Source organism: Neokomagataea anthophila (assembly GCF_018122595.1).
In the GTDB taxonomy this organism is placed as follows: Bacteria; Pseudomonadota; Alphaproteobacteria; order Acetobacterales; family Acetobacteraceae; genus Gluconobacter; species Gluconobacter anthophilus.
This window is the reverse complement of record NZ_JAGRQH010000007.1, coordinates 1-13,791: the sequence shown is the minus strand read 5'-3', so window position 1 is coordinate 13,791 and position 13,791 is coordinate 1. Positions and strand designations below refer to the sequence as shown.

Here is a 13,791-nt window from a genome sequence, read left to right as displayed (position 1 = left end):
AATTTTATTGGCGGGTTTGTGCTTGCATTATTGCGCCTCCTTCTGATGACGGAAGTGGGAAATTATGTTGCGGGCGCGATTGTACTGGGTGTCTTGAGTATCTTTTTAGTTCGAGGGTTTAAGCGTTTGTTGAGCATGGGTCGGTCAGGTCGGATAGTTTTGGGTGTGTTGCTTCTGGTTTTTGTCCTGGTTGCAGATCAACTGAGCAAGAATTGGATTCTCTATGGCTATGATCTGCCGGCGCGTGGTTCAGTCGAAGTGTTGCCCTTCTTGAATTTCACCATGGTGTGGAATCATGCTGTGACGTTTGGCATGTTTGGTGGGTTGGGCAGTAAAGGGCCGTTGATTTTTGAGGCTGTTTCTCTGGCGGCTGTTGTTTTGCTTCTAGTGTGTATGGCGCGGACATCGCGCCCGCTTGTGGCCGCCGCGGCAGGGGCGATTGCTGGTGGTGCATTGGGCAATGTGATTGACCGGGTCCGTTTCGGTGCGGTGGTTGATTTCTTGCATGCCCATGCTTTTGGCTGGTCATGGTATGTGTTTAACATTGCGGATTCGGCCATTGTTTGCGGTGTGGCTGTGTGGATGTTGGATAGTTTTTTGTCCGAGAGGCAGCGTTCTGCGCCGTAAAGCGGAGTAGAACATTTATGCAAATGTGTCTCATAGCTTGCCCCTCAAGGCTTGGGACGGTAGGAGTATCTGAATTGTGATCGCCTTTCAGGGTCTGACCATGCGCTTTTTTCGTATTCCCGCTGTTCGTTTATGTGCCCAGATTGGTGCCGTTGCTTCTTTTGGGGTGATGCTCTCCGGTTGTTCAGGGGATGATGTGACGCGTGCTTTTGGCATGGAACGCATTATGCCTGATGAGTATACCGTGACCACGCGTGCGCCGCTTTCCATGCCGCCATCAGAGAAGATGCAGCTTCCCGGTGCAGCGGATGCCCATCGTCCCGATGAAAGCCCGCGTATGCAAGCGCTGGAGACGTTGTCTCCGGATACGGCGCTGCATCCAGTTGCAGGTGGAAACAGTGCTGGGCAGACCGCATTGGTGGACCAAGCCACGCAAGCATCTCATTCGGCTGATAATGCTGAGTTGGGCAATGCGGATGCAGGTTTTGTCGATAATCTGATGTTCTGGTCCGGCGGTAAGGCTGGTGGCGTTGTGGATGGTGATGGTGAGAACCGTCGTATTCGTGAGAACACAGCGCTGGGTCGTAAGCCGACGACGGGTGCGACGCCAACAGTTACGAAAAAAACGGGTCATTTTCTCGGCGTTTTCTAACGTTGAAGGCGCGCGCATTTTTGTATGAGTGATTTTACTGCGCGTGAACGGCCGATTATTCGGCCTTTATCAGGTCATGTCATTGATCTGATTGCTGCGGGTGAGGTGATTGAACGCCCAGCCGCAGCTCTCAAAGAACTTGTTGAAAATGCTCTAGATGCAGGCGCACGACGTATTGTTGTGGCTCTGCGCGGGGGCGGCGTTGACCGCATTGATGTCACGGATGATGGTTGCGGTATGACGCCGCAGGATTTGGAGTTGGCGGTTCAACGGCACTGTACGTCCAAATTACAGGATGAGCGGCTGGTTCAAATTCGGACGCTGGGTTTTCGTGGGGAGGCCTTGCCGTCTATCGGTGCGAGTGCGCGTTTGGCGATGACATCGCGTGTTGCTGGGGATGAGACAGCGTGGTGTTTGCGGGTTGAGGGGGGCATTATTACACCGCCTGAGCCCGCATCGGGGCCCGTGGGTACACGTATTGTTGTCACGGATTTGTTCTTTGCAACGCCAGCCCGTAGGAAGTTTTTGAAATCCCCACGTGTTGAGACGGGCCATGCGGAAGCTGTGATGCGACGTTTGGCATTAAGTGCACCACAATGCGCCATGCGGGTATTGCTGGATGACCGTGTTTTATTTGATCTGCCTGAGCAGAGTCCTCTTGCGCGTGCAGCCTCTGTTTTGGATACGCCATCGGATTTATTGTTGCCGTTGGATGAGCAGCGCGGCGTATTGCGTTTATCGGGCTATGCGTGTGGGCCGGGGCGGACACGGGCGACGGGTGCAGGACAGTTTGTTCAGGTTAACGGTCGCCCGGTAACGGACCCCATGCTGCGTACGGCCATCCGTGTGGCGTATCGACCAGTGATTACACAGGGGCGTTTTCCGGTTCATGCGCTGAATATTACGGTGCCGTTGGAACGACTGGACGTCAACGTGCACCCTGCAAAGACCGAATTACGGTTCGCGGATGAAGCGGATGTGAAAGCATTGATCATCGGGGGCTTAGGGCGTGCCTTGGGGCATGGCTCTGGCGGGGGTGGTGTACAGGCGCGTTTGGGAGGGCGTTCTTCGATTGTGTATCCGTCCCGTACTTCAGAGGCTGCGTCTTATGTGGCGCCGTCTTGGAAGACGCCGGAGCGTTCTGATGCACAGGCAGAAATGCCGGTGGGTATGCGACCCTCTTCTGCTGAGAAGCCTGTAGCAGGGTTTGCAGAGTTGGAACGCCATTTTGAGCCTGCTGCGCGTGTTCCTTTGGCGGGAGAGCAGGGGCCAGCGCAGGGTGCTGCTTTTCCGTTGGGTGCTGCTGTTGCTCAGGTGTTTGATACGTATCTTCTATCGGTAGCGCCTGATGGTGATTTGGTTTTGGTGGATCAGCATGCGGCGCATGAGCGTTTGACACATGAGCGTTTGCGGGAGCAGCAGGCGCAAGGAACGTTGAAGGCTCAGGCGTTGCTTTTGCCCGAAGTTGTGGATTTGCCACAGCGTGACGCAGATGCTTTGTTGGCACGTGTGGATGATTTGGAAGCACTGGGTTTGGTGGTGGAAGCCTTTGGGCCAGGGAGTGTGTTGTTACGGGCAGTACCGGCTCTTTTGGGCAAGGCAGATATGGTGGCATTGCTAAGAGATGTCGCGGATGAATTGGCGCAGGACCCCGATCTTGATGCGGCCACGACGGAGACCTTTGCTCGGAAGTTGGATGCAGTTCTAGCGCGGATGGCGTGTCATGGCAGTATTCGTGCGGGGCGGCGTTTGAAGCCAGAAGAAATGAATGCTTTATTGAGGGAGATGGAGCGAACCCCACGTGCAAACACATGTTCGCATGGTCGGCCAACGTGGTTGAAACTGACGCGCACAGAAATAGAGCGTCTTTTTGGGCGAATTACTTAAAAGCGTCATTTTTTCAAAAAAAGGGCTTGTCAGGGGAGGGGGAGGCCGCTAAAACGCCCTCACCTCAATGGACGGCCGGTGTAGCTCAGCTGGTAGAGCACGTCATTCGTAATGATGGGGTCGGGAGTTCGAATCTCTTCTCCGGCACCATTGAGGTGATTTCCTCAAAAATAAATAGCCTATACAAAGCATTTATAATCTGGATGCTTTTGTGAGTTTTGGCTGTGTTTTGCTCAATATAAGTTTGAGCTGTGTGCGGTTTGACGTAGCTTGGGTCTGCGATAGATCCGCTGAGGAGAAGCATGAGCAAGCAGTTCCACAAACAATTGTGGCGAAGAGCCGTTCGTTTGTCACCGCAGAGTCAGGCGCCGCATGATTCGTTGCTGGTGCTGGAAGATGCGCGGGAATGCTCTGTTTGTGGGCAGGTGCAAATGTTGCCTGCTGTGAAGCCGGGTTACTCAGTCAATTGTGTGCGTTGTGGAACGCATTTAGCGCGTCGCCGTCGGACCTCGGTTATTGGGACGCCAGCGGCTTTTTGTATGACTGCTGCGGCATTGTATGTGGTGCTGTTGCTGGATCCGCTCATGACATTGAATGTGTATGGGCGTGAAAATACCGTTTCTTTGTGGGCTGGACCTCAGGAACTGGCCCATCAGGGTTATGGAGGCATTGCCCTGCTGGTTGCGTTTGTGACCATCCTTATGCCGGGTGTTGCTATTGCTTTGATGGGGGCTATTTTATACGGCGCGTCGCGCAAGCGTATGCCAGATTGGGCCCCTTGTTTGCTGGCTTGGTATGAGCGGCTCCGGGCGTGGTCTATGGTGGAAGTCTACGTTCTGGGCGTTTTGGTTGCCTACACAAAGCTGGTCGACCTAGCGGTGGTGACGTTGCAGCCGGGCGTTTATGTGCTTGGCGCTCTGATGTTGACGATGGCCACATTGGACTCCACATTTGACGATGAGCTGATTTGGAACAATCGTACATTGCGTGAGACGGTTGACGGGCGGTGTGGGCGTCTGTTTGACGTGGCGCATGCCGACCGGCGTTGTGATGTATTGCCGCCCTCTAGTCATATTGTGTCTTGTACGTGCTGTTCTTTGGTTATGGCCTTTGACCATCCCGTAGATCCACAGGCTGATTTGGGGGATTGTCCTCGTTGCGGTCAGATTCTGCGGAGGCGTAAGAAAAACGGCTTTGTGGCGGCTATGTCCTTTTTGCTTGCAGGCATTACGCTTTATATCCCTGCGAACCTTCTGCCTGTGATGACGTATAGTAAGGTTGGGTCTGGTAACCCGAGTACTATTATGAGTGGCGTGATTGAGTTGTGGCAGGCGGATATGATTCCGTTGGCGCTGCTTGTATTGTTTGCCAGTATTACAGTGCCTGTTTTGAAAATTTTGGCCTTGGCCAGTATGCTGGTGGCGACGCGCCTGAAGGTGCGGAAGCCTCTGGTTTGGTTAGGGAAATTATATCGTGCGGTGGAGATTATAGGGCGTTGGTCTATGATTGACGTCTTTATGATTTCGATTTTGTGTGCCGTTGTGCGTTTTGGCTTCATGGCGAATGTTCATGCAGAACTCGGTATGGTGTGTTTCGCGCTTGTTGTGGTGCTTACAATTTTTGCAGCAGAGCGGTTTGATCCGCGCGGTATGTGGGATGCTGCTGGTTTAAACGATGCTGCGCCGAATGTTCATGAGCATGAGTGGCGTGTTCGTGAGGATGTTGCAGTGGGAAAGGCGCAAAATGCTGCGCCGATTTCAAAGGGCCAACCGCCTGGTCATGATGATATGGAGCCCGAACACGCGTGACTGAACGTCCATCTGAGCGCGATAATGCGCCTCTTTCTATGCCTGAAGCGCCGATGCGTCGTACGCGCTTTTCGTTGATATTGCTGATTCCTATTTTAGCCATTGCCATTACGGGTTGGTTAGCTTGGGAGCATTTTGCCACGCGTGGTCCGGAGATTACGATTACGTTTGATACGGCGGATGGTCTTACGCCTGGGCAAACGCAGGTTAAAAATAAAGCTGTAACATTGGGTACAGTGCAGGATGTCACATTGAGTGATGACATGCGGCATGTCACGGCACGTGTTCAAATGAATGCGGATAGTGCGCGGGTTTTGACGGATAAGACGCGTTTTTGGGTGGTGAAGCCCCGTATTAACGGAACGAGTATTACGGGCCTCGATACGCTGTTATCTGGGGCTTATATTGCGATTGATCCGGGGGGAGCAGGTGGACATTATCAGACAGAATTTCGGGGGCTGGAATCTGTTCCCGGTGTGCGCTCGGATCAGCCGGGTAGTACATTTTGGCTGATTTCACCGAACTTGGGGTCTCTGGGGCAGGGGGCGCCGGTATTCTTCCGTGATGTGACCGTTGGAGAGGTGCTCGGCTATACGATGCCGCCGGGTGGCGAGGGGCCGATTGTGCTGCAGGTGTTCGTCAAAGCGCCTTATGATCATTATTTGCGGACGGATAGTCGTTTCTGGAACGTGTCTGGCTTGCAGGTTGGCCTTGGGGCGGGTGGTCTGAAGGTGCAAATGCAGTCGATCCAGGCATTGTTTTCTGGTGGTGTAGCATTTGGCCCTCCGGGAACCGCGCAAAGTGCGAGTGGTCCAGTGGCGCCGGCCAATTCTGTTTTCAAGCTTTATGGTAGCCAAGCTGAAGCTGATACGGCGCGTTATCATCATCGCCTCTTAGCGGTGACGTATGTGGATACGTCGGTGAAGGGTTTGACGGCGGGTAGTCAGGTCAGCATGTTTGGTTTGCAGGTCGGTACGGTGACCGAGGTACGGCTGCAGATGCGTGCGGCAGGTCAGCCGCCGCGAATCCGTGTGGCGATGGAGTTGGAGCCGGAACGTGTCATGTCTGATGATGATGTGGCGGCACGGACCGGAGAAGGCGCGCAATATATAGAGGATTTTGTTGCAAGCGGCATGCGGGCATCGGTTGAGAGTGCCAGCTTCTTGACTGGCGAATCGTTGATAGCGCTACAATTTATTAAGCATGCCAAGCCTGTGACGTTAACCTATGAAGGTGATGCTGCTGTCTTGCCCAGCCAGCCTGGTGGGGTGGACGGCATCATGGCGTCTGTTTCGACCATTACGGATAAGGTGGCGGCGATGCCGCTTACGCAGATTGGTGAGCATGTTAACGAATTGCTGGCACATGCGGATGGTCGTTTAAAAAGTCGTGAAGTCACGGATTCGCTGGTGGCGTTGCGTGATTCGCTGCGTCACTTGGATGACGTGACAAAAACGGCCAATGAGCATCTGCCCGCGATGATGGCTGCGCTTCAGGGGACGCTTACGAATGCTCAATCCGTTTTGGGAGCCTATGGTGGGGATACAGATTTCCATCGTAATTTGCAGACAATGATTTTGCAGTTGACCCAGACATCACGCTCTTTGCGGTTGTTAACTGACTATCTTGATCATCACCCTTCATCACTTGTGACGGGACGTAGGAATTAAAGCGATGCGCCATCATATGAGGAAGGTTTTAGGGCGCGTAGGGGCGCTATCTGTGGTGGTGTTGGGGGCTACAGCGTGTAGCAGCCCTTCACCACAGCTCTATACGCTCGCTGCGCAAGGTGGCGATACCGTGCAGGGTGGACCAACCTTGGTTGAGGTTGTAACCCCTGTCATTTCGTCTCGTTTAGACCGTGATACTATTGTCTTGGGTGACCGCGGGTATCAGACGAATATAGCAACGGGTGCGAGTTGGAGTGAGCCTCTGGCTGAAATGTTGGCGCATACGCTAACGACAGATTTGGTTACACGTTTGCCGCAGAGTCGTGTTTACGCACAAAATGATGCGGTAACGGCATCGCCGACGGTTGTCGTAGAGGTGACGTTACGGAATTTCGAAGCGGATGAGCAGGGGCATGCCTATATTTCTGGCGCCCTTACTGTGCACCGACGTGATGGTACTGGTGGAGTTTTGTTACAGCCTTTTGAGTGGCGTAGTTCGGATAACGTTGACCATAATACGGCACGTTTAGTCGCTGAATTGAGCCATGGTGTTTCTGCTATGGCTGATATTTTGGCGGTACAACTGCACAATACGCCATAAAATATGAGTGTGTAGGGTAATAAAAAAGGGCCTCAAAGTGAGGCCCTTTTTTTATGAATTGTACTCTACGGCTCTCAGAGCTTTTCCACCTGAGTGAACTCTAGATCCACAGGTGTTGAGCGGCCGAAGATGGAAACGCTGACTTTCAAACGCTGACGCTCATCATCAACATCTTCAATCATACCATTGAAGGAGGTGAACGGGCCATCCGCTACGCGAATCTGCTCGCCAATTTCGAAGGTCAGTGTAGAGCGTGGACGTTCCACACCTTCCTGAGCCTGCTTCATGATGCGATCAGCTTCAGCAGCGGTGATGGGGCTTGGTTTATTACGTGAACCCAAGAATCCTGTGACTTTTGGGGTATCTTTCACCAAGTGCCATGCTTCGTCTGTCAGTTCCATTTTGACGAGGACGTAACCAGGGAAGAACTTGCGTTCCGCGTTGACTTTGCGGCCGCGGCGCACCTCAGTTACATCTTCGGAAGGAACTAAAATCTGTTCGAAATGGTCTGAGAGACCTTTTTGACCAGCTTGCTCTTGGATATGGCTGGCGATCTTTTTCTCAAAGCCGGAATAGACGTGAACTACATACCAACGTTTTGCCATGTTGCTTGTCTTAGCCTCCGACGCCAAAAAGTTCGCGAACGCCAAGGCCAATGGCTTGGTCCACGATAAAAAAGAAAATGCAGGTGATGGTTGCCATGAGGAGCACCGCACCTGTTGTGATCATGGTGTTGCGCCGTGTAGGCCACGTTACGCGGAGCGCTTCTGCACGGACCTCTTTGAGGTAAGAGCGCGGATTGAAGCCTGAACCGTTGTTCTGTGGCGTCGTCTTACGCGACTCGCCTTGCGGGGTACTGACCGACACCGTGATCCTCGAATTCAAGTGAGATACCGCATTCCGCGGCTCACGAACCTAAAGATCGCTGAACTGCCGCAGAAGGCGGAGTGGCAGGGGTGGAGGGTCTCGAACCCGCAACCTCCGGTTTTGGAGACCGGCGCTCTAGCCAATTGAGCTACACCCCTTTTGTCAAAACGTTGTTCTAGGCGAAGTAACGTTGTGACGATGGAGGGAAAAAAGAATATTCTGAGGAGAAAGTCAAGCGATATTGCTATATAATTTTATCTGAAAAAGAAACTTGTGCGAATAAGGTATATGCGTTAAATGACCCCTCATCTGAGCGGGCGTAGCATAGTGGTAATGCAGTAGCCTTCCAAGCTTCTGAGGAGGGTTCGATTCCCTTCGCCCGCTCCAGAAAAATCCCCAAAATAAAATGCACGTACTCCGATAGAATGTTGGGGTATTCGATCGGATGCTCTTCGTGTTGGTCGCTATCGTGAGAAATCTATGTTTCGTGGTGCAGGATTTGCATGAGCATTGGTTGCGCCAGATTGGTGAGCCGTGCTAGACGCTGCCCAGTGTGGATGATCATACTGTCGTGAGTCATGCTTAATTATCAACAAGGGCGTGACCGAGTATGGTCGGATTAATCAGAAGCACGGGGGCTGATTCCTCAGCGTCCGGCCGCATTTGCGGTAGAGATAACAGAGACGGAACACGCGTGTGACGACGGTAACACAGGTGCCGCAAATGGGGGCCGTAAACGGTGCAGCAGGGCGTTATGCCCGGGCTTTTTACGATTACGTCTCCGAACAAGGCGGATTGGCTGAAGTTGTCCCTCAGGTGCGTGCGTTGCGCGACGCCTTGGGCGCAAGTAATGATCTCCAAGCATTTTTGAATGATGCGCGGATTGATCAAAAAGGCGCTGATCGCGTTGTGGGCGCGCTAGTGGAGCGCTTTGGCTTGAGTGATGCAATTCGGCGTTTGGTCGGAGTGGTATCACAGAATGGCCGTTTAGCGCTTCTTGGTGATGTTCTTGACGGTGTTCTCGCGTATGATGCCGCTCTTCGTGGTGAGAGCGTTGCAGAAATCCGTTCCGCACAACCTCTTTCTGATGCGCAACGTGTTCAGCTTCAAGTGCGTCTTGCTGAAGCTGGATATAGCCGTGTTGCACTGGTGGAGCAGGTGGATCCTGCTTTAATCGGTGGTATGACGGTGCGTGTTGGATCTACTTTGTTTGATACCTCGATCGCTGGGCGTCTCACTCGCCTGCAGAACGCTATGAAGGGAGCCGCGTGATGGATATCCGTCCCGCCGAGATTTCGGACATCCTCAAGCAGCAAATCGCGTCTTTTGACAGTGCTGAAACCGTTTCGGAAACAGGAACGGTACTGTCAATTGGTGACGGTATTGCGCGCGTTTACGGGCTCACCAACGTCATGGCTGGCGAAATGGTTGAGTTCGAGGGTAGTGGCCTGAAGGGCATGGCGCTGAACCTTGAAGCAGACAACGTTGGTGTTGTGCTTTTTGGTGACGGCGATGAAGTGCGTGAAGGCGACACAGTTCTTCGTACGAAGGAAGTTGTTCAGGTTCCAGTAGGCAAGGGTCTTCTGGGGCGTGTTGTTGACGGTATCGGTAACCCGATCGATGGTCGCGGCCCGCTGACGGATGTTGAATACCGTCGCGCTGAAGTTAAGGCGCCTGGCATTATGCCGCGTCAGTCCGTCGGTGAGCCGATGCAAACGGGTATCAAGGCGATTGACGCACTTGTTCCTGTTGGTCGTGGCCAGCGTGAGCTGATTATCGGTGACCGTCAGACGGGTAAGACCGCTATTCTGGTGGACACGATTGTCGCTCAGAAGACGGTGAATGCTGAAGGCGACCCGAAGAAGTCTCTGTACTGCATTTATGTTGCTGTTGGTCAGAAGCGTTCAACGGTTGCTAACCTTGTTCGTACGCTGACGGAACAAGGCGCGATGGAGTACTCCATCGTTGTGGCCGCTACGGCTTCTGATGCGGCACCGATGCAGTATCTTGCGCCATATGCAGCATGTGCAATGGGTGAGTACTTCCGTGATAACGGTATGCACGCTCTTGTTTGTTATGATGATCTGTCGAAGCAAGCTGTTGCTTACCGTCAGATGTCTTTGCTGTTGCGCCGTCCGCCTGCGCGTGAAGCATTTCCAGGTGACGTGTTCTATCTGCACTCACGCTTGCTGGAACGTGCGGCTAAGATGTCTGATGCCAATGGCGGTGGTTCATTGACGGCTCTGCCGGTTATTGAAACCCAGGCTGGTGATACGGCTGCATACATCCCAACAAACGTTATTTCGATCACAGATGGTCAGATCTTCCTTGAAACGGATCTGTTCTATAAGGGTATTCGCCCTGCTGTGAACGTTGGTGGCTCTGTGTCTCGTGTTGGTTCTGCTGCGCAGATCAAAGCGATGAAGCAAGTTGCTGGTAAGGTGAAGTTGGAACTGGCTCAGTATCGTGAAATGGCTGCGTTCTCGCAGTTTGCTTCTGATCTGGACCCTGCGACACGCCGTCAACTGGACCGTGGTGCGCGTTTGGTGGAACTGTTGAAGCAACCAGAAACGTCACCGCTTCAAGTGGAAGAGCAAGTTGTTGTTCTGTACGCAGGTACACGTGGTTATCTGGATACGGTTCCAGTGGATCAAGTGGTTGCGTATGAAGCAGCTTTGCTGAGTGAAGTGCGTGGCCCGAGTGCGGATATCCTTGCGGCTATTCGTTCGGACCGTCAGATTAAGCCGGAAACCGAGAGCAAGCTTAAAGAGCTGCTAGCAGCATTCGGCCAGCGTTTCTCCGCGTAAGGATCGATCATGCCCTCGCTGAAGGAATTGCGCGGTCGGATCGCAGGCGTCAAATCGACGCGGAAGATTACGAACGCGATGAAAATGGTTGCAGCTTCTAAGCTGCGCCGCGCTCAGTCTCATGCTGAGGCATCACGTCCCTACGCGGTTGCTATGGGTCGTATGATGTCTGAGTTGGCTGCTGCAGTACGTCATCAGGATGCCTCTAGCCTGCCAGCTTTGCTGGCGGGTACGGGACGTGATCAGACGCATTTGGTTGTTGCCATGACGTCTGACCGCGGCCTTGCAGGTGGCTTTAATGCAAACGTTGTGCGTAACGTGCGTCTGTTGATCAAGGAGCTGCAAGCTGCTGGTCGTACGGTACGAATCCTTCCGGTAGGCCGGAAGGGTGCGGACGTTTTGGGGCGTGAATTTCCGGGTCTTTTGCTGGAAAATGAAACGGGTATCATTGGACGTGATATTGGTTTCGCTAAGGCAGAAGAAGTCGGTGCTAAGATTGTTTCTCTGCTGGAAGCAGGCGAAATTGATCGCTGTACGCTCGTTTACAACCGCTTTGTCAATGCGATGACGCAGTTGCCAACGCGTACAGCTTTAGTTCCGCTGGCTGCTGCGCCGCAAAATGACAATGAAGCTGTTGCGGATGCTGTGCAGTATGAGTTTGAGCCTGACGAAACGGCGCTGCTTGAAGCATTGCTGCCGCGAAATCTGAAGGTTCAGATTTTCTCGGCTCTTCTTGAGAGTGCTGCTGGTGAGCAGGGCGCGCGTATGACCGCTATGGATAACGCGAGCCGGAATGCTAGCAAGGCTATTGATCGCTTGTCTCAGAAGTACAACCGTACTCGACAGGCTAATATTACTAACGAACTGATCGAGATCATCTCCGGCGCCGACGCCGTTTGAGATCACGCAGGAGACGACACCGATGTCTGAGACTCTTTCTTCTCCCGCCCAAGCTGCTAACAACGCGGTGGGCCGTGTCACGCAGGTGCGCGGACCGGTTGTCGACGTGCAGTTTGAGGGTGAACTTCCTCACATTTTAAATGCGCTGCATGTCAAGAACGGTGATGAAACACTGGTTCTAGAAGTGGCCCAAGAAATTGGTGACCGCCAAGTTCGTTGTATTGCTATGGAAGCAACCGACGGCTTGGTTCGTGGTGCAGAAGTACGCGACACGGGTAACCAAATTATGGTTCCTGTTGGGCCATCAACGTTGGGTCGTATTCTGAACGTTGTTGGTGATGCGATCGACGAGCGCGGTCCGATCACGTCTGACAAGTACTTGCCAATTCATCGTAAAGCACCTGCTTTCGAAGATCAGGCTGCCGCTTCTGAAATTCTTGTTACGGGTATTAAGGTCGTTGACTTGCTTTGCCCGTACTTGAAGGGCGGTAAGATTGGTCTGTTCGGCGGTGCTGGCGTTGGTAAAACCGTTATCATTCAAGAGCTGATCAATAACATTGCAAAAGCACACGGTGGTGTGTCTGTTTTTGCTGGTGTTGGTGAGCGTACGCGTGAAGGTAACGACCTGTATTTTGAAATGCAGGATGCTGGCGTTATTAAGATCGCAGAAGATGGTTCAACCGAAGGTTCTAAGGTTGCGCTGGTCTACGGTCAGATGAACGAGCCGCCGGGTGCACGTTCACGCGTTGCGTTGACGGGTCTTTCTTTGGCTGAGTACTTCCGTGACGAAGAAGGGCAGGACGTCCTGTTCTTCGTGGATAATATTTTCCGTTTCACGCAAGCTGGTTCAGAAGTTTCTGCTCTCTTGGGCCGTATTCCTTCAGCTGTGGGTTATCAGCCGACGTTGGCAACCGAAATGGGTGCTCTTCAGGAACGTATTACGTCCACGAAGAAGGGATCTATTACGTCGGTGCAGGCCGTTTACGTTCCTGCTGACGATTTGACTGATCCAGCGCCAGCAGCAACCTTTGCGCATTTGGATGCAACAACGGTTCTGAACCGTTCGATTGCTGAAATGGGCATTTATCCTGCGGTTGACCCGTTGGATTCAACGTCACGTTCGTTGGACCCGAAAATTGTTGGTCAAGAGCATTATGACGTTGCACGTAAGGTGCAGCAGACTCTTCAGACATATAAAGGTTTGCAAGATATTATTGCGATCCTCGGTATGGATGAGTTGTCGGAAGAAGATAAGAAGATTGTTGGCCGCGCACGTCGCATCCAGCGTTTCTTGTCTCAGCCGTTCCATGTTGCTGAAGTCTTCACTGGTGCACCAGGTAAGTTGGTCTCTCTTGAAGATACGATTCGTTCCTTTAAGGCAGTCGTCGCGGGTGAATATGATCACCTGCCAGAAGGTGCTTTCTACATGGTAGGTAGCATTGATGAGGCTGTGGCTAAGGCCGAGAAGATGAAGCAGGAAGGCTGATTAATATGCCTATCCGCATTGAGATTGTGAGTCCGGAGAAGCATCATGTCGATCGTCAGATCGATATGGTGGTGCTTCCGGGCCGAGAGGGGCAGATTGCGGCGATGCCGGGTCATGCGCCTGTCATGCTTCAGCTCTCAGGCGGTGTCGTATCGCTGTATGAGGCGGATCGTGTTGTTGATGAGTTCTTTGTATCCGGCGGATTTGCGGATATCGGGGCTGATCGCTGCACGGTGTTAGCGGACACGGTACGTCATATTGATGAACTGGATGCGGAAGCTGCTCGTGAACGTTTAGGGACGCTGGAGCATCAGTGGGCGCAAATCACGCCTTCTGAACCTAGTGCATCGGAGCGTTTGGAGTTGGAGCTTCAAGCTGTACGCGCTGAGATTGAAGCGGGTAGCTGATTTTTCACAAAGGAACCGGGCGATGCCCGGTTTTTTTGTATTTTTTTTGGTTATTTTTGTTTCGTTTTGCGAATGTATT

At 52.7% G+C, this 13,791-nt stretch carries 13 protein-coding genes and 3 tRNA genes; 13 read left to right on the top strand and 3 right to left on the bottom strand.

The features are described from left to right. Nucleotides 1–135: 135 nt before the first annotated feature. From lspA to KB213_RS09445, 7 genes are all read left to right on the top strand, one after another. Nucleotides 136–627, top strand: a complete 492-nt coding sequence (lspA, locus tag KB213_RS09475) for a signal peptidase II (RefSeq protein WP_211682674.1) — start codon at nt 136–138, stop codon at nt 625–627. Between the two features lie 76 nt (nt 628–703). Further along, nucleotides 704–1,279, top strand: a complete 576-nt coding sequence (locus KB213_RS09470) for a DUF3035 domain-containing protein (RefSeq protein WP_346266698.1) — start codon at nt 704–706, stop codon at nt 1,277–1,279. Between the two features lie 24 nt (nt 1,280–1,303). Continuing rightward, nucleotides 1,304–3,166 carry a DNA mismatch repair endonuclease MutL gene (mutL, locus tag KB213_RS09465; RefSeq protein ID WP_211682514.1) on the top strand — a complete coding sequence of 621 codons (1,863 nt, stop codon included), beginning with the start codon at nt 1,304–1,306 and terminating at the stop codon, nt 3,164–3,166. 74 nt (nt 3,167–3,240) lie between these two features. Continuing rightward, nucleotides 3,241–3,316, top strand: a tRNA-Thr gene (locus KB213_RS09460). A gap of 152 nt (nt 3,317–3,468) precedes the next feature. Continuing rightward, nucleotides 3,469–4,974, top strand: coding sequence for a paraquat-inducible protein A (locus tag KB213_RS09455; RefSeq protein ID WP_211682512.1), 1,506 nt, complete (start codon nt 3,469–3,471; stop codon nt 4,972–4,974). A 53-nt stretch (nt 4,975–5,027) separates the two neighbouring features. Next, the gene (locus KB213_RS09450; RefSeq protein ID WP_211682660.1) at nt 5,028–6,644 is read left to right on the top strand and encodes a PqiB family protein; all 1,617 of its coding nucleotides are present in this window, start codon (nt 5,028–5,030) and stop codon (nt 6,642–6,644) included. Nucleotides 6,645–6,648: 4 nt separating this feature from the next. Continuing rightward, nucleotides 6,649–7,245, top strand: a complete 597-nt coding sequence (locus KB213_RS09445) for a PqiC family protein (protein ID WP_211682510.1) — start codon at nt 6,649–6,651, stop codon at nt 7,243–7,245. Nucleotides 7,246–7,319: 74 nt separating this feature from the next. Here KB213_RS09445 and nusG read toward each other — a convergent pair whose 3' ends face one another. The 3 genes from nusG to KB213_RS09430 all read right to left on the bottom strand — a co-directional run bounded on the left by nusG (nt 7,320) and on the right by KB213_RS09430 (nt 8,270). Then, nucleotides 7,320–7,850 (bottom strand): transcription termination/antitermination protein NusG, encoded by a 531-nt coding sequence (gene nusG / locus KB213_RS09440; protein WP_211682507.1) that lies wholly within the window; start codon nt 7,848–7,850, stop codon nt 7,320–7,322. A gap of 10 nt (nt 7,851–7,860) precedes the next feature. Next, complete coding sequence (gene secE / locus KB213_RS09435; protein ID WP_084367295.1) at nt 7,861–8,112, bottom strand: preprotein translocase subunit SecE; 252 nt, start codon at nt 8,110–8,112, stop codon at nt 7,861–7,863. Between the two features lie 81 nt (nt 8,113–8,193). Then, nucleotides 8,194–8,270, bottom strand: a tRNA-Trp gene (locus KB213_RS09430). Between the two features lie 155 nt (nt 8,271–8,425). Here KB213_RS09430 and KB213_RS09425 point away from each other — a divergent pair. The 6 genes from KB213_RS09425 to atpC all read left to right on the top strand — a co-directional run bounded on the left by KB213_RS09425 (nt 8,426) and on the right by atpC (nt 13,712). Further along, nucleotides 8,426–8,499, top strand: a tRNA-Gly gene (locus tag KB213_RS09425). Nucleotides 8,500–8,835: 336 nt separating this feature from the next. Beyond that, on the top strand, nt 8,836–9,384 hold the full coding sequence (gene atpH, locus KB213_RS09420; RefSeq protein WP_211682658.1) for an ATP synthase F1 subunit delta: 549 nt from the start codon (nt 8,836–8,838) through the stop codon (nt 9,382–9,384). After that, entirely contained in the window at nt 9,384–10,919 is a 1,536-nt protein-coding gene (gene atpA, locus KB213_RS09415; RefSeq protein ID WP_211682505.1) for a F0F1 ATP synthase subunit alpha, read from the top strand. Before atpH ends, atpA begins: the two co-directional genes overlap by 1 nt. 9 nt (nt 10,920–10,928) lie before the next feature. After that, the gene (locus tag KB213_RS09410) at nt 10,929–11,819 is read left to right on the top strand and encodes a F0F1 ATP synthase subunit gamma (protein WP_211682503.1); all 891 of its coding nucleotides are present in this window, start codon (nt 10,929–10,931) and stop codon (nt 11,817–11,819) included. Between the two features lie 22 nt (nt 11,820–11,841). Then, nucleotides 11,842–13,305 carry a F0F1 ATP synthase subunit beta gene (gene atpD, locus KB213_RS09405; RefSeq protein WP_211682502.1) on the top strand — a complete coding sequence of 488 codons (1,464 nt, stop codon included), beginning with the start codon at nt 11,842–11,844 and terminating at the stop codon, nt 13,303–13,305. Between the two features lie 5 nt (nt 13,306–13,310). Next, nucleotides 13,311–13,712: an ATP synthase F1 subunit epsilon gene (gene atpC / locus KB213_RS09400; RefSeq protein ID WP_211682500.1), complete on the top strand. Its 402-nt coding sequence runs from the start codon at nt 13,311–13,313 to the stop codon at nt 13,710–13,712. Nucleotides 13,713–13,791: the final 79 nt, after the last annotated feature.